Annotated in this window: 15 protein-coding genes and 1 riboswitch; of the genes, 8 read left to right on the top strand and 7 right to left on the bottom strand. The window is 36.1% G+C overall.

The window, feature by feature from the left end; genetic code table 11:
- Position 1 precedes the first annotated feature (1 nt).
- The 6 genes from V1500_RS24705 (at position 2) to V1500_RS24680 (ending at position 6,550) form a co-directional block, all read left to right on the top strand.
- Positions 2–796 (top strand): MBL fold metallo-hydrolase, encoded by a 795-nt coding sequence (locus V1500_RS24705; RefSeq protein WP_409303513.1) that lies wholly within the window; start codon positions 2–4, stop codon positions 794–796.
- Positions 797–989: 193 nt separating this feature from the next.
- Positions 990–2,201, top strand: coding sequence for a S1C family serine protease (locus tag V1500_RS24700; RefSeq protein ID WP_409303511.1), 1,212 nt, complete (start codon positions 990–992; stop codon positions 2,199–2,201).
- Between the two features lie 207 nt (positions 2,202–2,408).
- On the top strand, positions 2,409–2,567 hold the full coding sequence (locus tag V1500_RS24695; protein WP_409303510.1) for a CxxH/CxxC protein: 159 nt from the start codon (positions 2,409–2,411) through the stop codon (positions 2,565–2,567).
- Positions 2,568–2,671: 104 nt separating this feature from the next.
- Entirely contained in the window at positions 2,672–3,151 is a 480-nt protein-coding gene (rlmH, locus tag V1500_RS24690) for a 23S rRNA (pseudouridine(1915)-N(3))-methyltransferase RlmH (RefSeq protein ID WP_409303508.1), read from the top strand.
- Positions 3,152–3,624: 473 nt separating this feature from the next.
- Positions 3,625–5,274 (top strand): catalase, encoded by a 1,650-nt coding sequence (locus V1500_RS24685; protein WP_409303506.1) that lies wholly within the window; start codon positions 3,625–3,627, stop codon positions 5,272–5,274.
- Between the two features lie 271 nt (positions 5,275–5,545).
- A riboswitch (cyclic di-GMP riboswitch) is annotated at positions 5,546–5,635 on the top strand.
- A 42-nt stretch (positions 5,636–5,677) separates the two neighbouring features.
- Positions 5,678–6,550, top strand: coding sequence for an amidase (locus tag V1500_RS24680; RefSeq protein WP_409303504.1), 873 nt, complete (start codon positions 5,678–5,680; stop codon positions 6,548–6,550).
- Between the two features lie 335 nt (positions 6,551–6,885).
- On the opposite strand, the gene nspC is transcribed toward V1500_RS24680, so the two are convergent.
- From nspC to V1500_RS24645, 7 genes are all read right to left on the bottom strand, one after another.
- Positions 6,886–8,013 carry a carboxynorspermidine decarboxylase gene (nspC, locus tag V1500_RS24675; protein WP_409303502.1) on the bottom strand — a complete coding sequence of 376 codons (1,128 nt, stop codon included), beginning with the start codon at positions 8,011–8,013 and terminating at the stop codon, positions 6,886–6,888.
- A gap of 1 nt (position 8,014) precedes the next feature.
- A complete protein-coding gene (locus V1500_RS24670; protein ID WP_409303500.1) occupies positions 8,015–9,253 on the bottom strand; it encodes a saccharopine dehydrogenase family protein in 1,239 nt (412 codons plus the stop codon).
- A gap of 885 nt (positions 9,254–10,138) precedes the next feature.
- Positions 10,139–10,888, bottom strand: coding sequence for a hypothetical protein (locus V1500_RS24665; RefSeq protein ID WP_409303498.1), 750 nt, complete (start codon positions 10,886–10,888; stop codon positions 10,139–10,141).
- A 6-nt stretch (positions 10,889–10,894) separates the two neighbouring features.
- Positions 10,895–12,421, bottom strand: coding sequence for an oligosaccharide flippase family protein (locus V1500_RS24660; protein WP_409303496.1), 1,527 nt, complete (start codon positions 12,419–12,421; stop codon positions 10,895–10,897).
- Positions 12,422–12,682: 261 nt separating this feature from the next.
- Complete coding sequence (locus V1500_RS24655) at positions 12,683–13,648, bottom strand: glycosyltransferase family 2 protein (protein WP_409303494.1); 966 nt, start codon at positions 13,646–13,648, stop codon at positions 12,683–12,685.
- A 76-nt stretch (positions 13,649–13,724) separates the two neighbouring features.
- Positions 13,725–14,729 (bottom strand): PIG-L deacetylase family protein, encoded by a 1,005-nt coding sequence (locus tag V1500_RS24650; RefSeq protein WP_409303492.1) that lies wholly within the window; start codon positions 14,727–14,729, stop codon positions 13,725–13,727.
- Between the two features lie 46 nt (positions 14,730–14,775).
- On the bottom strand, positions 14,776–15,900 hold the full coding sequence (locus V1500_RS24645) for a hypothetical protein (RefSeq protein WP_409303490.1): 1,125 nt from the start codon (positions 15,898–15,900) through the stop codon (positions 14,776–14,778).
- Positions 15,901–17,077: 1,177 nt separating this feature from the next.
- Between V1500_RS24645 and V1500_RS24640 the strand changes: the two genes are divergently transcribed.
- Both V1500_RS24640 and V1500_RS24635 read left to right on the top strand, forming a co-directional pair.
- Complete coding sequence (locus V1500_RS24640) at positions 17,078–18,208, top strand: NAD-dependent epimerase/dehydratase family protein (protein WP_409303488.1); 1,131 nt, start codon at positions 17,078–17,080, stop codon at positions 18,206–18,208.
- Positions 18,205–19,248, top strand: coding sequence for a hypothetical protein (locus V1500_RS24635; RefSeq protein WP_409303487.1), 1,044 nt, complete (start codon positions 18,205–18,207; stop codon positions 19,246–19,248). Before V1500_RS24640 ends, V1500_RS24635 begins: the two co-directional genes overlap by 4 nt.

The raw sequence follows: 19,248 nt of genomic DNA, 5'->3' as shown, positions 1-19,248 counted from the left end.
GATGGTTATGCATTTTAGTGTTCTCGCAAGCGGGAGTACGGGAAATGCCTTTTATTTGGAGACCGAGGATCATTCTTTTTTAGTGGATGCCGGCTTTAGCGGCAAGCAAATGGAAGCCTTGTTTGCCGAGATTGGGAAAGATATGTCCAAGCTGTCCGGAATACTGGTGACACATGAACATAGTGACCACATCAAGGGGCTGGGCGTAGTGGCGAGAAAACATAAACTGCCGATCTATGCCAATGAAAAGACGTGGAAGGCAATGGAGCATTTGATAGGAGAAATACCAGTTGACCAAAAGTTTGCCTTTGATATGGAAACAGTCAAAACTTTTGGCAGCCTGGATATCGAATCATTTGGGGTTTCCCATGATGCCGCAGAGCCTATGTTCTACTGTTTTCATCAAGGAGAACAGAAACTTGTGTTAATCACGGATACAGGCTATGTAAGCGACCGCATGAAGGGTATTATTAAAAATGCCGATTCCTATATTTTCGAGAGCAATCATGATGTGGGGATGCTCCGTATGGGAAGGTATCCGTGGAATGTCAAGAGGCGGATTTTAAGCGATGTGGGCCATGTGTCCAACGAGGATGCTGCCATCGCAATGAGCGAGGTTGCAGGTGATCGGACCAAAAGAATTTATTTAGCTCATCTAAGCCTGGATAATAACATGAAAGACCTGGCCCGCATGTCAGTTGAACAAACCTTGCAAACGCAGGGTATTATGATCGGTGAACAGTTTTCTCTGTACGATACAGATCCAAAGAAGCCTACGCAATTGATAACTGTATAGATAGAAAAAGGAATGGGAATTAATTTTCATTCCTTTTTTATTGGCTTTTTCATACTGCCTTTGGATATCCCATTTAACATGCCAATTAAGTCATTTTTTTAGAAATTTTGTCTTGGATGAGTATAATAAGGGGTATAAATAAACACTATAAGTTGGCTATTTATATACTTTCTACAGAGAGGGTGGGCTTGTTTTGGGCTACTATGATCAGGGTTATGAAAACCAGAATAGGAGATATAAAGGAAACCGCGGAGGCTATTTCCTTGCTGCGCTGGCAGGGCTAATTATTGGTGCTTTACTCGTTCTTACCGTATTTCCTAAGTTAGGATTGGGAGGAAATAACAATGACTCAGGCATTACTAATAATATCAACGGTGAAAATAACGAAAACCAAGAACATGTCAAACAGAACCTGACACTGGATGTGAATACGGCAGTTACGAAGGCAGTCGATAAAGCTGGAGATGCAGTCGTAGGAATTACGAATATCCAGCGTACTGATTTTTGGGATCAGCAGGGCAGTGAAGCTGGAACCGGTTCAGGTGTTGTATACAAAAAAGCAAATGGAAAAGCCTATATTGTCACAAATAATCATGTAATCGAAGGCGCGAGTGAACTGGAAGTTACACTAAGTGATGGAACAAAGCTTCCTGCCAAAGCGAAAGGCAGCGATCCTCTAACAGATTTAGCAGTAGTTGAAGTGGATGGAAATAAAATAAAAACAGTGGCTGAATTCGGGGATTCCTCGGCACTTAAGCCAGGTGAACCAGTCATTGCAATTGGTAACCCTCTGGGGCTGCAGTTCTCGGGGTCAGTCACACAAGGCATCGTCTCCGGACTTCAACGGACTATTGAAGTGGATATTAATGAAGACGGGCAAGTCGACTGGAATGCTGAGGTTATCCAGACAGATGCAGCAATCAATCCGGGAAATAGCGGAGGGGCACTCGTTAATTTAGCTGGCCAGGTAGTTGGCATTAACTCTATGAAAATTGCACAGGAGGCAGTGGAAGGAATCGGCCTGTCCATTCCAATCGAATCAGCACGGCCCATTATCTCTGATATAGAGCAATATGGAAAAGTTAAACGCCCTTACATGGGTGTAAGCTTAGCTTCTGTCGAGGAAATATCTCAATATCACCAGCGCAATACACTGAAGCTTCCTGAGAAGGTAACTTCAGGAGTAGCGATTACCGGCGTAGAACCTAATTCTCCAGCTGGAAAAGCAGGTCTGAAAGAATTTGATGTCATCGTTAAAATGGATGATGAGGACATTAAAGATGTCGTTGATTTGCGAAAGTACTTATATAATAAAAAGAAGGTAGGCCAGGATGTAAAAATTACATTCTACCGGGCTGGCAAACAACAAAATGTAACAGTCAAGCTATCCGGGGAAACCATGTAAACATAATGTCCATAATCAATACCCCTAAGACCATGTATTTTATGTCTTGGTTCCAATTTGGCAGGAAGCAATGCTTTCCTGCTTTTTTATTTGGTGATAGGATACTATTGGGGATAAATAGGATTCGTCGGATAAAAAATAATGATATTACACATTTGTGGACAACTCAGCATAATAAATGGATGTAAAAGAACGGAGTGCAGAAGAATGATATATTGTTGTAATGAACATGTTGAATTAGCCTTGGATACAGTAGTGGATGAGAAGGAAACTTTCCCTATCTTAAACAAAATTCCCGAGGGAAAACAGTTATCAACAGCCTGTGAATACTGCGAAAATCATGCTGTATATATGGTAGAGAACTAATATTCGCCTACAAGATGTGGATAGAAAATGTGGACATGTGGATAACTTCTGTGGATAACATGTTTGTAAATTGTTCGTAACCTGTTTGTAAAGTGAGGATAAACATGAACATAACGATTATAACCGTAGGGAAACTGAAAGAAAAGTATCTCAAACAAGGTATTGATGAGTATCTAAAGAGATTAGGTGCTTACGCTAAAGTTGAGATCATTGAATTATCTGATGAAAAAGCACCAGAAACATTAAGCGATATTGAAATGGAGCAAATAAAACAAAAGGAAGGAGAAAGGATTCTTGCAAGAATAAGTGGAGACACACATGTAGTCGCACTGGCCATCGAAGGGAAAATGAAATCCTCAGAGGAACTAGCGGAAACGATAGATAAATTGGCCACCTACGGGAAAAGTAAGGTTGCATTCATTATTGGAGGTTCGCTTGGATTGAGCAAAGAAGTAATGAATCGGGCAGACGATACCTTGTCATTCTCAAAGATGACCTTCCCCCACCAGCTCATGAGGCTGATATTAGTGGAACAGATCTATCGAGCGTTCAGGATAAACCGGGGGGAACCGTACCATAAGTAACTGTGAGAAAGACATGTTTATAAAACATGTCTTTTATTGTATGCAATATGGAGGGAAATATGGTTTATAGAATATGGATATAAAAGAAAAAGGGAATATATTGATTGATAGATCTTTCAGAAACTGGGAGATTGAATGAATAGTTTACGAGGTTTCTGCAAATGTTAAAGAGTTATTAGAAGAAAGGTCTTATCAAATACTCATGTCCGCGATCATCAAATAAATAGCACCAGTGTTACACCTCATTTACCTTTATCCCATCGAACCGTTTTAAACCCATGACACCAGAATCTATATGGAAAATACTAAGGAATAAATCTATTATAAGATGGTTATGTCAAAAATTATAACAATAATAGTCTACTTTAAACTGTAAAAGATAAGAAAAATATAAATTAATAGGAAAAATATTGCATGATGTTTAGTAAAAGCGGGTAAAGTCATTTTGACTAATTATGAGGAGGTTTTTCATTTTGACGGAAAATCGGGATAAGAATGCTTCAAAAGACCAAGAAGTTGAACGGGAAACATTGACAACCAGACAGGGCCATCCAGTACCGGATAACCAGAATATCCGTACAATTGGAAACCGTGGTCCAGCTACACTTGAGAATTATCACTTCATAGAAAAGATTTCCCATTTCGACCGCGAAGAGGTACCTGAGCGAGTTGTACACGCAAGGGGAGCGGGGGCATTCGGTTATTTTGAAACATATGGAAAAGTTGGAGATGAACCAGTGGAGAAATATACCCGAGCAAAAGTATTTTCAGGTGCCGGTAAGAAAACCCCGTTAATGGTTCGTTTCTCTACGGTGGCTGGGGCGAAAGATTCGCCAGAGACAGCCCGTGATCCGCGTGGATTTGCAGTAAAAATGTATACGGAAGAGGGCAACTGGGATTTGGTGGGTAACAACCTTAAGATATTCTTTATCCGTGATGCCATGAAGTTCCCTGACATGATTCACGCGTTTAAAGTGGATCCGGCTTCAAATGTGCCGCATCCGCAACGGATGTTTGATTTTGTTTCACGCACGCCTGAGGCGACACATATGATCACATTCCTGTTCTCTCCATGGGGCATACCAGCAACATACCGCCATATGCAGGGTTCTGGGGTTAATACTTATAAGTGGGTAAATGACAAAGGTGAAGCTGTACTAGTGAAGTACCACTGGGAACCGAAGCAAGGCATTCGCAACTTAACACAGGAAGATGCTGATGCTATTCAAGCGAAGAACGTCAGCCATGCGACACAGGATTTGTATGAAGCGATTGAACGAGGGGAATATCCGGAATGGGAGCTCTTTGTACAGATCATGGAGGATGATTACCATTCGGAACTCGATTTTGATCCGCTTGATGATACAAAATTATGGCCGGAAGATAAATTCCCGTGGCTTCCTGTCGGACGGATGGTGTTAGACCGCAATCCGGTTGATTACCATGCAGAGATTGAGCAAGCAGCATTCGGAACAGGAGTTCTCGTCGACGGAATGGACTTTTCGGATGATAAGATGCTGCAAGGCCGTACCTTCTCTTATTCTGATACGCAGCGCTACCGTGTAGGAGCGAACTACTTAAAACTGCCTGTCAACGCGCCGAAAGCACCTGTCCGTACGAACCAGCACCGCGGCCAAATGGATATCCGTGACCCGAAAGAGTCCGGAGATAATCCGCATATCAACTATGAGCCATCCACGCTAGGCGGCTATCAGGAAGCAAATAAAGAAGAACGTCCACAGCACCGGCCAACGTATAATGCGGCGGCAATGAGTGCACCAATTGATCGCCCTAATAATTATGGTCAAGCAGGCGAAACGTACCGAAGTTTCGAGGATTGGGAGCGCGATGAATTGATTAAGAATCTGTCCGCGGCACTAGCGGTATGTGATAAAAAAATTCAGGATGCTATGGTGGAACACTTTACACAAGCTGATGAAGAGTATGGCCGTCGTGTAAGGGAAGGCATCGAAATGAAAATGAAAGAAATTGAGGAAATCAACGCAGAAAATCAAATTCCAGGACGGGAAGCAGGGAAATCTAAATATGGACAAAGTTCATTAGCCGCAAACAAAGCAACAGAAGATGCGGCGAAGAAAGGTCACGAAGCTGATCCATATTGAGGAACAAACGGGAAGGCTGTCAAAATTGACAGCCTTTTTTCTGTGTATCATCTTTTCTAAAAACGTCATTTTGATTCCTATTTTAACTATCTTAAGCATATGTGAAAATTATTTATAGAAAAGGATTGCGTTATAAAGGATGGATAGTAACTAGAAGTTAGTATTTATCAACTTGTTATCTTCATTTTTTTGGTATATTTTCATGATTTTATTAAAATTACAATTTTTTAATCCTTAATCAAATAAAATGTTGTATAATATAAAAAAATTATTCTGAAAAAGGCAAACTTCTTCGAAAGGGAAGGACGCAAAGCCGTGAGCCTAAGCACAATTTCTTGTGTATGGCCGTCAGGTTGCCAGGTTCCATTCTGCGAGCCGTGGCTGTCAGAGTGGAGGGCATAAGGTGAAAAAACTAGTAATGGCAGCAGTTTTCTTTTTGTTCTGTTTTGCGGGGAATTTTGGATGGAGCGCTAAAGCCTCGGTACCTGAAACACAGGCTACATGGCTTTGGAACCCTTGGATGATTGTTGATGATGAAGCAGGAACCATTGCATTTCTAGAAGAGAAGAACGTCGATAAGGTCTATTTGCAAATTGACCGTGACATCCCTCTCACTGTTTACCAAAGTTTTATTGAGAAAGCATCTGGCAAAGGAATGATGATTTACGCATTAGACGGTGCGCCCAGCTGGGTGGGTCCCACCGGCTCTACAAGTTTAGATCAATTAATGAATTGGCTGAAGACTTATCAAAATGCAGCTTCTTCTATCCAGAAATTTACAGGTGTCCATTTAGATGTGGAACCTTATTTATATAGCGGCTGGTCAACGAATCAAGCTTCAACCGTAAAAGCCTATCAAACACTAATAATAAAGGCAAAAAACAGTACAGCTTCTTTGTCTCTTCAACTGGAAGCGGACTTGCCATTCTGGTTTGATGAAATTTCCTTTAAAAACACATATGGAAAAGGAAATCTTGCTGAATGGGTTATAGGAAATACGAGCAGCATTACAATCATGGCATATCGGGATTCTGCTCCACTGATCATTGACCTTGTCAAAAATGAAATAGCTTTTGCAGCAAAATATAATAAACAGGCAGTCATAGGTGTGGAAACAGACCAGACTAATGAGGGTGGAATGCTTTCCTTTTTTGAGGAAGGGGAAGCATATATGAATCAGGAGCTGGCCAAAGTAAAAAGTTTTTATGCGGGAACAAGCGGATACGGTGGAGTAGCCGTGCATCATGTAGGCAGCTGGCAGACAATGAAACCGTAACAAGAAGCGACCCGCAGATGCTCATGCACGAACTGCCGTTTTTGTGAAAGCGGATATACTGAACACCAGCAACCCATAGCTGTTAGTGTTTTATAGATATTATAGAAATTGAAAGATGTCTTTGAAACCTAAGCATTAGTTGTGACGCATACTAGAGATTAATATCAAATAGTGCCTGGAATATAGTATAAAAATTCCGAAATATAGTGTTTGTAGGAAGTACTTGAATATACAATTTTCCATAAGAAAAACCAGATTCCTCTTTCAGAATCTGGTTTTTTAACTTTACATGCTGTTGATATTTACAATCAAGGTGTTATGAAATTAACAGTCTTTTAAGCAAGTCTTACCTTAAAATCTTGATAGCCGAATTCACGTACAACCTTACAATTACCAGTCTTATCCCGTACTGCTATGGCAGGCAATGCCATACCGTTAAATGTGTTGGTTTTCACCATAGTATAAATCGCCATATCACCAAACACTAATCTATCGCCGCTCTTTAATGGCTGATCGAAAGAATAATCTCCTATTACATCGCCTGTTAGGCAGGTCTGTCCGCCAAGCCGATAGGTAAATGACTTCTCTCCTGCTTCGCCTGATTCAAAAAGAGGGGGGCGATATGGCATTTCCAGTACATCCGGCATATGGCAGGTGGCGGATGTATCAAGAATGGCAATGTCAATTCCATTCTTATGAGTATCTAGAACGGACGTGATTAAATAGCCAGCATTGAGTGCAATGGCTTCACCCGGCTCCAGATATACCTCTAAACCATATTTATCCTGCATTCTTTTAATACAAGCTTCAAGTCTTGGAATATCATAATCTTCTCTTGTTATATGGTGGCCACCGCCAAAGTTGATCCATTCCATTTGTGGCAGCCATTGTCCGAACCTTTCTTCCACTGCATTTAAAGTAGTCTCTAAATCATCCGAGTTTTGCTGACAAAGGGTGTGGAAGTGAAGGCCTGAGATACCTTCTAGCATATCAGGACGAAAATCTTCCTGTTTTACACCGAATCTGGAACCTGGTGAACACGGGTCATAGATTTCATGTCCTTCTTGGGTGGAGCATTCGGGATTGATGCGCAATCCTACTTTCCTGCCAGCTTTTAGAGCCTTATCTTTATATTTTTCCAGCTGTGAGAAGGAATTAAAGATGATATGGTCACAGATGGATATAATTTCATCTATTTCATCTTCACGATAGGCAGGGGCAAAGACGTGATTTTCTTTGCCCATTTCCTCGTGACCCAGGCGAGCTTCGAATAAACCGCTCGCCGTTGTGCCGCTTAAATATTTTCCAATTAGGGGGTACATTGTTGTCATAGAAAACGCTTTTTGTGCTAATACAATCTTCGCTCCTGTACGCTGCATAACGCCATTCAGGATCTTTAGATTTTTTTCGATGAGTTCCTCATCGACTACATAGCATGGTGTAGGTAATTCTTCAAACCGCATTTTAGCGAACTAGCTCCGATTTTTTTTCTTGTGCGGACTCATCATCAACAAGCACTGGATTAAAATCTTCTACCCATGGAAGTCCCCATTTATTTAACTCTTCCATGAATGGATCTGGATCAAATTCTTCAATATTGTATACGCCCGCTTTGTTCCACTTACCAGTCATGATCATTGCGGCTCCGATCATGGCAGGAACACCTGTTGTATAAGAGATTGCTTGAGAACCAACTTCTGTATAGCATTCTTGGTGATTACATACATTGTATACATAATATGTTTTATCTTTGCCGTCTTTTTTCCCTTTAAAGATACAGCCGATGTTTGTTTTACCAACTGTACGAGGCCCCAGTGTTGCTGGATCTGGCAATACCGCCTTCAAGAATTGCAGTGGAATGATTTGTTTTCCTTCGAATTCAATTGGTTCGATGGAAGTCATTCCTACATTTTCAAGGGCTTTTAGATGAGTCAGATAGCTTTGGCCAAATGTCATGAAGAAACGAATACGCTTAAGTCCAGGCATGTTTTGTGCAAGAGATTCAAGCTCTTCATGGTATAGCAAATACATATCCTTCTCGCCAACTTCAGGGAAGTTATAAACACGCTTGATTTCCATTGGTTCTGTTTCAATCCACTCGCCGTTTTCCCAATATCTTCCGTTAGCTGAAACTTCACGGATATTGATTTCAGGGTTGAAGTTTGTTGCAAATGGATATCCATGGTCTCCGCCGTTACAGTCAAGAATGTCGATGTATTCAATCTCATCAAAGTAATGCTTCAATGCATAAGCAGAAAAGACACCTGTTACACCCGGATCAAAGCCGCTGCCTAAAAGAGCTGTAATTCCGGCTTTTTCAAAACGCTCGCGGTATTCCCATTGCCATTTATATTCGAATTTTGCAGTATCTTCCGGCTCATAGTTTGCTGTATCCATGTAATGCGTCTTGGTTGCAAGGCAAGCATCCATGATTGTTAGATCCTGGTATGGCAAAGCAAGGTTCATGACGATATCAGGCTTTACTTCTTCAATTAAAGCGATTAGCTCATCAACATTATTTGCATCGACTTGGGCAGTTGTAATTTTTGTCTTGCCGCCATCTAATTTGGCTTTCAACTCATCACATTTTGATTTTGTACGGCTAGCGATGCAAATTTCTTCAAATACTTCACTGTTTTGGACACATTTGTGGACGGCAACCGATGCTACTCCGCCAGCGCCGATAATAAGTGCTTTTCCCATTACCCTATCTCCTATCTGTACGTTATTTAGTAAAACAAGGGATTGCAAACCAGCCTAATGACTGTTACATCCGAGTGCAAAAAGATCAATAAATCCTCAAGCAAATTTTTTACGCAAAAAAAAGCAAGTGTAAAGAAACGCATAATTGCGCACAACACTTGCTTTAGATAATCATCAATATTAAAAAAGCATAAGTATATCCAGGACAAACAGTCGTATGAATACACTCACCATAAAAAATCCTGTATATGGCGGAATACTCTCAAATATTAATAAAATATATCTATAGGATCAGAGTCTATATAGCAAATAATTACTTTTTCCACTCTTATTGACCGTTTCACAAGTTGATGTGCATATGCACTGGTTGTAAAGTAACCAACTTATAAAATTTGAGCTTTTAACTCAATCAATAAGGCAACTAAAGTTGCCAATCGGCATTTGACCCGGCTGTCCGTATGGCCTTAACTTCCTAAGGAAGTGGTCAAAAAATTATCTGCTTGGAAAGACCCAGATATATTTTATTAGCCTTCCAAATTAATGCTCCTTTATATTATCATAAAAAATTTAAAAAGCAATAGCTAATTATATTTTATTTTTCTTGAACTTACGACATATTTTCGATAGCAAAAGAAGTATTTAAGAAAAAACAGTATGTGAAATACACTTCGTATTTTATATGTATGAAAATTCATCTGGTAGCCAAATATGGCGTCACACACTTCTGAAAATACAATTCCGTTTTTAAAGAAGATAAACGGGGCAGACAAGCTTCAGGGTTATTTGAGTGCATTTTCAATAACCAAAAAGGTAAATCACAAATCCAAAAATTATTTCTCAAGGTTGTTGGCTCTAATTCATAGCTCTTTCTGAATATGGAAATGATTAATCAAAGTTATATTCGTTAATAGCTTTTTGTAAACCATGTAAATTTTCTTTAATAAAATCCAATTGGGTTTCTAACTCATTGTTTCGGTAGAGAAAGAAACCTTCTAAATCAACATTCACGATTTTTTTGTTGTTTGTATCATACATCATATTTTGAATATCCCAATCTCCTTCCAAGCCGCCATATTCTTTCTGATACAATTCAAGATTGTAGATTAATTGATCAATAGCTGCGTTGAGCTCAGAAGGAATAAAAGGTTTTTTATCAATTGGCCATTCAGAATAGTAATCATACAATGATTTTAAGTTATAACCAACTATGTAATTTGATTCATAACCACCATTCCTATAAATTTTATTAAAATTAACGATATGTTTATGAATATATTTATGGCTCGAAAGTGATGATAATGTTTCTTGAAATTGTGAAAACTTATAATTGCTTCTTATTGATTTAATTAAGTTTAAGCTATAAATGGTATCTTTTCTTGGAATTTTGACTACAGATATATTATTATTACTCTTCTTAATGAAGACCTTGTATACACCGTTAGCTATGTTGTCCTCTAATTCGAGTATTTCATACCTCTTAAACAGCGTATAATATTTAAAACGTAAAGGATTTATTGCTTTGTAAAATGTTTCTATTTTACAAGCTTTTCTTATTAATTTCAAGGTTGACGTTAGCCATAATAATTTATTGTTCCTATTATGTGTATATAACCAATTTTTAAATGTACTAATCATTTATAATTAAATCCTCACTTCCACCATTTTTTTAAATTTATCGAAAACAGATAATAGTAGATTCTTCTCGTATTGATTGAAAATATACTTAAATCCAATTAATAAAAAAATAATGGAAAATAATCCTATTTTAACTGCTAGTAAAGAAATTTTATCGCTGGGTATAATTATATTTAGGATATATCCTATAGTTAAAATAGGAATTGCCACTGCTGTAATACTAAGGATTTCTTTCCAGTATAGGGGTATATTTAATTTTACTTTTTTATAATAATACCAATTCATAGTAAGAATTTGCCCTAGGATCGTAGCAATCAATGTGCCTATTGCCGCGCCTACACCTCCATATTCCTTTGCCAAAGGAATACTTATGGCAACATTAAAAATGGCAATGATCAAATATATTATTACCCTAAACTTGAGTTTATTCTGAGCTTGCAATATAACAATTCCTAAGTTTTGCGATAACGAAATAATTCGCGGGATCATTACAATTAGTGCCATATAATATGCACCAGCATAACTTTCTCCGGCCCAAAACATTATAAAATCCTTTCCGTATAAAATAAATCCACTCAAAATAAATATAAGCACGATAAATTGTAGCCTTCCTACCCTTATAAATAAGTCAGACAGTGCATTCATATTTTGGTCAAGGGTTGTCATTCTGGTGATTTTCGGAAGAAAAACACTATTAATCGCAGTTGAAAATTGGATGAAATATGTTAAAAACATCATAGCTATTGTATAGATAGCTACCTCATTCGGACCAATAACCGCACCAATTATAATCTTATCGGTATTTGTGTAAAGTTGGTCCACTATTATTTCAACAAATATAAAAAAGGAATAAATCAGAATTTCTTTAATTACTAATGGATCATAATTTGTGAATGAAAAACGAACTCTAATTTTTGAATAGCAGTACAACATTATAAAAAACTTGGTGCCGATTGAGAAAATTGCAGATATAAAGGCCATGGCTACAGATTGATAACTAAAGTATAGTGATACCAAAATTACACTATTGGTCAGAATCGTGCTTATAATACCTGCTATTTTTAGAAATGCAAATCTTTCATATGCTGTAAGAATGGAAGAGTATATGCTTAAAGGGAAGGATAAAGCAACATTAACAGTCATTATCAAAAGGATAATTTTTAACTTATTGAGTTCTGTTACTCTAAAAGTATTTGAAAATAACAGGTCTACATTATTAGAAATATGATATCCAACGATAACGGATACAATTCCTATTAATAAGTACAAAAGAAAGAAGAACCCGTGTATTTTACTTTCCCCTGTTTTATCATTAATTGCTATGTATTTCGCGTTGAAACGTACCAATGCATTTCCAAATCCGAAATCAAGTATCGCTAAAAAAGTAATAACCGAGGTTGCTAAAGAGAAGAGCCCGAACTCACTTTTTCCTAATAAGCGAATTATGATAGGTGTATAACAAATGCCTATCATTATATTAATTAGCATAGCAACGTACGATAAAATTACGCCAAATTTTCTTTGATTTCTCATGAGAATTTCTTTACTCCTCGTTTTATAAGTTCAGTCACACCTATTCTCCAAGTATTTTCATTATTAAAAGGTTTAGAAATGATTCTTTGTTCTTAATTGAGAACAAAGAATGAAAAATATCTTTTCCATACCGAGTATTATGGAGTTATTTGGTCACAAATATAAATGTACTGTCGAGCTCTTCCTAAAACCAAAGTTACAGGACAAAAACTCTTGAATAGGACAGCACCAGCTTCAACATGAGAATTTAGAAGGTGAGCATCAAGATTTAATTAAATGCCCCTTATATAAAAACCAAATAATGTAACATAGATATATATTTATTCTTGCAGATAAGAATGATAATTTTATTTTCGATGCATTAATATTGGATAGTTTATATTTATATAAATTCTGCTTTAAGTGTTTACGCATCAAGTTTGTGCATTTTTTTTCCTTTATACCATACATTAATAAATCAATATTTGAATAAACATATAAGCTTTTAAATTTATCTATATCTACTCCTTTTAAATTGTTCAAAAGAATTATGATTTTTTCTAACGCATTTAATAGAGTTAGTTTTTTAGGAGTAAATCTGGATTGGGTTATATTATTTTCATGGATAATATAATGGTAATGTGGAATAGGATCAAAAATAATCTTCTTGGACTTTAGAATTATTTCACAACAAAATAACAAATCTTCCCCATAATGTATATCGAGATCGAATATAACAGAGGGAGTATTTTTTATTAAATCTGCGGAAAATAGTTTATTACATGCAAAGCCCTGGAAACCGTCTAATATATTGTTTAAGGCTTCCTCTCGGTTATATTCTATAATGTTTACTTGAGTTGTTTGATTAAGGGGCTTACTGTCTATAGTTTCCATTATGTATCCGCATACTGAAATGTCAGCATTATATTCAATCATTAATTGATATAAATTACTATACATATTATGACTGATCCAATCATCTGGATCAACAAAGCCAATATACTTTCCCTTCGCGATTTTCAAGCCATTATTACGAGCAGAGGAAACTCCGCCATTCTCTTGATGTAAAACAATGACTCTATCATCTCTTTTGGCATAAGCATCACATATTGAGCCACTACTATCGGTGGATCCGTCATTTACTAAAATAATTTCTATATCTTTATAAGTTTGATTTATAACACTATCTAGGCATTTTGCAATATATTTTTCAGCATTAAATACTGGAATTATGATAGAAATTAACAATGTGTTTCTCCTTTCTGAAGGGTTAAGGCTTATGTTAGTAACCATGCCATTAGACCAACTATAATAACCAATTTACTTATAAATTGAACAATGGAAGCTGTTGTATAGCGATTAAGAACATAAAATATTTCTTTACAGGTTCTGTTGTTCTTATATCTCCTTTGTTTTTGTTTATAAATGGCTTATTATACTTTTTTACTATAGAATGCAATCTAAACTTAGGGAGTTGACAATGTTCCATTAGCTCAATTTCAACATTTTTAAGGTTTGCTTGACGAAGGGCTTCACCTTGTGCATAGTACTCTTCAACTTGTTGAGATTTATGACAGGATAACATCATCCTTTTTAAATGCCGTTCCTCTTCTGTAATATCAAGAATAGTTTCCTTGAACGTATTTACAGGATTGGGTAAGAACTTAATATTTTTAGTTCCAATTGGTTGTTTAGGATTATACTCCGCCCATTCAAATACATTATTAAAGCCTATTTTTTTACAGGTAGTTTTAACAACAAAGCTTGTCATATCATGGTCGACATGACCGCCCTCAATGCAATGGACATATACTTTACCAGGGTTTAAGGTTTTCATAAGGAATTGAATATCATCTTCCATATTCTTCAAGTATCGCTGGGAACCGCCATCCGGATAGCCTAAACAATATATATTTTCTTTTGGGATATTCAATAATGACAAGGCATTAACAGCCTCTTTATACCTGATTTCAGCCCTCTTTGTTGATTCTTTAGTCTTTATATGCCAGCTTTGTAGTCCATACCAATCTGCTGATCCATTGGTGGTAAAAACTATTTTAATGTTATCGCCTTTTGCACTATGGCGGTATAAAGAGGCCCCTAAACCCAAAACTTCATCATCAGAATGGGCTGCAAAGACAAGAACATCGGTTCTTTTAGTAATGTAATGATGATTGATTGGAGGCAATTTCCTCCCTATCATTTTATTTGGATGTTGATATAAGCCTCTAATAAATTCCACCTTCCGGATTAATTGTTCACCCAATGGAAGCAAATTCAATGATTTAAGAAAACGTCTTCTTATTACTAATAACTTGTTTGATACCAATCTAATCCCTCTCATTTCATAAGAATTTCTTATTGATTAATAGAAGTCAAGTACTGTGGATTTCTTTGATCTCAGTAAGTTCGGTTTTATTTAGAATAGTGTCGATTACTTCATTGCCTGCATGATATTCATTTACTACATGGTCTAAGCAAGCATCACAGCTTTGGTTAAATTGTTTCCAATTAATGTTTATATAGTAATGATACAGCATATCAGCAAATGCAGGATCTTTAGGGTCCAATTGTGCCCCGACCTTCTCTGATGTAACCTTTTGGCCCATAAAGGATCCTTTATTGCATATCTGAGGAATATAGTGGACTATACCATCATAGAACTTGTTCCCCATTGCCTTTGACAATAATTTATCCTTTTCGTAAATGTTATGGAGAATGTCTGTTTCTTTTGCAAAATCATAACGCTCATCAGGTAAATAAACTCCATGAAAATTTACATTTTTTATACCATTACTATTACAGTAGTCTTGCAAATTTCTTCCGGTTTTTTGCATTCTGCCGTGGTAATGCAGCTCAAACCTGCTGTCATTGCCTAATCTGTCAATTATCATCTTATTTATCGATTCGTCACGTATCATCCCCCAATAACGGACCCTTATTGGCGTAACATTCCTTTCATAGAACTTTCGTATATTTCTATAACGTAAGGAGTCTAAAAGTAAATTATGTGATGTATATATATTTTTCTCGTTAGGCAGGAATTTTCTGAAACCATCAGAGCTTACAAATGTAACAAGTGACATTTTAACAATTTTTCCGATTAAAATTTTATAAAGAAGGATGTTTTCGAGCGTTGGATCACGATAATCGTAGATAAACTTTTTCGAATAGCTGTTCCAAAGTACATCTTGTATTAAAAATCCGGAAACTGTATTAAGTATGATAATAAAATCAAATTTTTCATCGGAAATTAACTGTTTAGCCCTTTTTCTATATTTGAGAAAGCTCTTAATTTTTCTTATTTTTGGTACCTCATCCTCTTGATAACATTTAAATTCGTGGTAGGTAATATTGTAATCTGGTAATTGCTCTTGTTTGTTATCCCGGTTCCAATATAATAAATGAACATCATTATTTATTAGATCCAACTGTGATAGATAAAAATTCATATACGGCATATAAGCAAGCTTTTGAACACCCATCAATAATATCTTCAATAAATATCACCTTGCCTTTCTATATGTAGTTCAACTATATTCAAGTTTTGATGTTCACTCTAACATTTATATTGTTCACTATAAAGCACAACGATATATAATTCTAGAGAATTTATTCGACAATAACTCTTGTAAAGCGTCGTAAAATGATGATATATCGGTTAAAAAGTAGAAGTAGGTTTCAGAAAAAATGTTTTGTGAATTTATTAAATGAAATTTGTTGTGTACATAAAAAAGTCATAAAACAAACGGAACGCATTTGAATACCCTTTGCTAAAAATTTTAATTAGGCAGTGAAAAAATGAAAGACCAGTACGGCGGCGGATAAGTCAAGCAAAACAATTTTTTTCGAAGGTTGTCTATGGGGATGGGGGATTCTTATTGGGGCACCAAGATGGATTTTTAATAATCTACGTAATCACGAAGTTAATTTAACCGGGTTGTTAATTTGGGTGATTTTGCATTTTTCTACAAAAAAGAAAACCAGGATAGCATCCTTGGTACTGCGAAAAAAATTCAGAAATATTTAGTTCCTATCCAGAATTCGAGTCTGCTTAGCTGTGTCTTTAGGAATATGAATATAAAAGTAACTTAGTGTAATTAGTTATAGACAGAGACTGGAATTAACCACCACATTCAAATCCTAAATAATTTCTCAATATTCTATAAGTAATCATTAGGTTTTGGCATCCAAAACTTGGGTATGTTTTAAAGATATGTTAATATTTTTCCAAATTTTAGTTTTTTATAGATGGATTCCCACTTCTACTTTTTTATCAAAAGTTGAAGTGCGATGACAAAAACCAAAAGAAAATGATTGATTTATTAATTCCGTACCATATATAATAAATTCAAACGTTCTTTAAAATGAACGACAGCATTATGTTAGGTATGTTCATAGTTCCTATGAATTTTTTATTTATTTGTAAAAAAATATCATATCAAGGAGCAAAAAAAGGTTGATTTCCAACTTTATTACATTTAAACTAAAAACAATCGTTCTTTAAAGTGAACAAAAGTCAAAAGTAACCATGGAGACTTTTTGGGAAAATTTAAGTTGAATTTTCACCTACCTTACTTAGGGTTGTTTTGTTCTCAATATTGAATTTAATGTTCGTTATAGAGGAAAAAAGGTGAGAATTAATTCCTGAAATTACAAATAAGGAGGCTGCAGCAAATGAATGTATTAATTACTGGTGGGGCTGGATTTATAGGCAGTTCCCTTTCACTTAAGCTGTTGGAGGAGGGATACAATGTAAAAGTATTGGACAATTTATCCGTGCAGATCCATGGAGGTGTTCCTAGGCGATCCGAGTTATATTTGAAGATAAAGGATAAGGTTGAATTTATTTATGGAGATGTTCGTAATAAAGAAGATTTAAGAACTGCACTAAAGGGAACAGATATTGTCGTTCATTTAGCCGCTGAGACCGGTACTGGCCAATCGATGTATGAAATAGATAAATATATAGAAGTTAATATAAATGGAACTTCTAACTTGCTGGATTTAATTGCTAATGAACCAAACAAAGTAAAAAAACTGGTAGTTGCTTCGTCTCGCGCTGTATATGGAGAAGGAAAATACATATGTCAAATACACGGTGAGGTTTTTCCGGGCCAACGAATAGAGGAAAATTTATCACAAAAAGACTTTAATGTAAAATGCCCACATTGCGGTGAGAGCGTAACAGCGATAAGTACATCAGAGGATTCACAAATTCAGCCTTCTTCCATATATGGTTTTACGAAGTATGGGCAGGAAAATATGTGTATGATTATGGGTAAAGCTTTGGGCATTCCGGTTGTTGGCCTTAGGTATCAAAATGTATATGGGCCAGGCCAATCCTTAAAGAATCCCTATACAGGTATCCTCTCCATTTTTTCAACAAGGATAAAGAATGGCAATGATATAAACATTTTTGAAGATGGAACAGAAAGTCGTGACTTCGTATATATAGAAGATGTGATAACTGCTACTGTGAAAGCTATTGAATTAGACAAAGCTAATTACCAAGTTTTTAATGTTGGAACTGGAGTGGCTACAAACGTATTAAAAGTAGCAACTACTCTGGTAAAGTTGTACGAAACTAATGTTGATATTTATGTGAGTGGACAGTATCGTCTCGGTGATATAAGACATAATTTTGCAGACTTAAGTCTTATTTACGACAAATTGGGCTTCTCTCCACAATACGACTTCGAAAGAGGAATCCAGCATTTTGTTAATTGGGTCAACCAGCAGGAAATTGAGGAAGATCATTATGAAAAAGCCATTTTGGAAATGAAAGAAAAGGGATTATATAAATGAAAAAAGAGTTTAATGAAAAAAAAATCCTTTTTATTTCAGCTAAATTCTTCGGTTATGAAGCAGAAATAAAGAAGAAACTACAATCCTTTGGTAGTGATGTTGATTATTTTGATGAGCGGCCTAAAAATGATTTTTTGACAAAGTCTCTTATTCGTATTAATAGAAATCTGCTAGCGAAAAAAAATCACGGCTATTATAACAATATTATTGAAACAACAAAGGATAGAAATTATGATGTCATTTTCATTATCAAAGGAGAGGTAATTTCAGAAAATAATATTAGAAAATTAAGAAAGTACCATCAGAAAGCAAAATTTATCCTATATATGTGGGACGCGTTAAGCTATTCACCAAATTCAAGCAAGATTAAGCATTTATTTAATTATGTATTTACTTTTGACCGAAGAGATGCCCAAACCTATAGGGATATGAAATTTCGTCCATTGTTTTATATTGATGGCTATAAGGAGCTTGCTAGCAACAAAAAAATAAAGGATATCGATGTTTTGTTCATCGGAACGGTGCATACCGACCGGTTTACTGTACTTAAAAAAATAGAGACGCAGCTTGCGGACAACGGGATAAATTTTTACTTTTATAAATACTATCCTAGCAAATATCTATTCTATATTAAACGGCTTTTTGATAAAGACTTGAGAAGGTTCGGCAGTAATGAACTCCAGTTTAAGGCCTTGTCTAAGAACGAAGTACTAGATTTATATTCAAGAGCGAAGATCATTATTGATATCGAAAGACCCAAACAAAGCGGTTTAACTATCAGAACTATCGAAGTGTTTGGAGCGAAACAGAAGTTGATTACAACCAACCAGTCAATTAGAGATTATGATTTATATCATCCAGAAAACATTCAAGTGATCGATCGAGAAAATCCCGTAATAGAACCTAATTTTTTAAAACAAGGCTATAAAGACGCCTTAAATGAAATATATGAAAAATATTCCATTGATTTTTGGTTGTTTGATATATTCACCGAAGCTCTTGGCTATAATCAGAAAGTAAATCTCTCAGTGGTTAACTAG

The sequence above is a fragment of the Peribacillus sedimenti genome (assembly GCF_046237635.1).
Taxonomy (GTDB): Bacteria; Bacillota; Bacilli; order Bacillales; family DSM-1321; genus Peribacillus; species Peribacillus sedimenti.
Note: the sequence above shows the minus strand (reverse complement) of the source record. Positions and strands in the feature narration are given on the sequence as shown.

Bases quoted from the DNA above. Each gene is read 5' to 3' on its own strand.
- V1500_RS24695 (WP_409303510.1), top strand. From the start codon at position 2,409: ATGATATATTGTTGTAATGAACATGTTGAATTAGCCTTGGATACAGTA.
- V1500_RS24665 (WP_409303498.1), bottom strand. From the start codon at position 10,888: ATGATTAGTACATTTAAAAATTGGTTATATACACATAATAGGAACAAT.
- nspC (WP_409303502.1), bottom strand. From the start codon at position 8,013: ATGCGGTTTGAAGAATTACCTACACCATGCTATGTAGTCGATGAGGAA.
- V1500_RS24705 (WP_409303513.1), top strand. From the start codon at position 2: ATGGTTATGCATTTTAGTGTTCTCGCAAGCGGGAGTACGGGAAATGCC.
- rlmH (WP_409303508.1), top strand. From the start codon at position 2,672: ATGAACATAACGATTATAACCGTAGGGAAACTGAAAGAAAAGTATCTC.
- V1500_RS24640 (WP_409303488.1), top strand. From the start codon at position 17,078: ATGAATGTATTAATTACTGGTGGGGCTGGATTTATAGGCAGTTCCCTT.
- V1500_RS24670 (WP_409303500.1), bottom strand. From the start codon at position 9,253: ATGGGAAAAGCACTTATTATCGGCGCTGGCGGAGTAGCATCGGTTGCC.
- V1500_RS24660 (WP_409303496.1), bottom strand. From the start codon at position 12,421: ATGAGAAATCAAAGAAAATTTGGCGTAATTTTATCGTACGTTGCTATG.
- V1500_RS24635 (WP_409303487.1), top strand. From the start codon at position 18,205: ATGAAAAAAGAGTTTAATGAAAAAAAAATCCTTTTTATTTCAGCTAAA.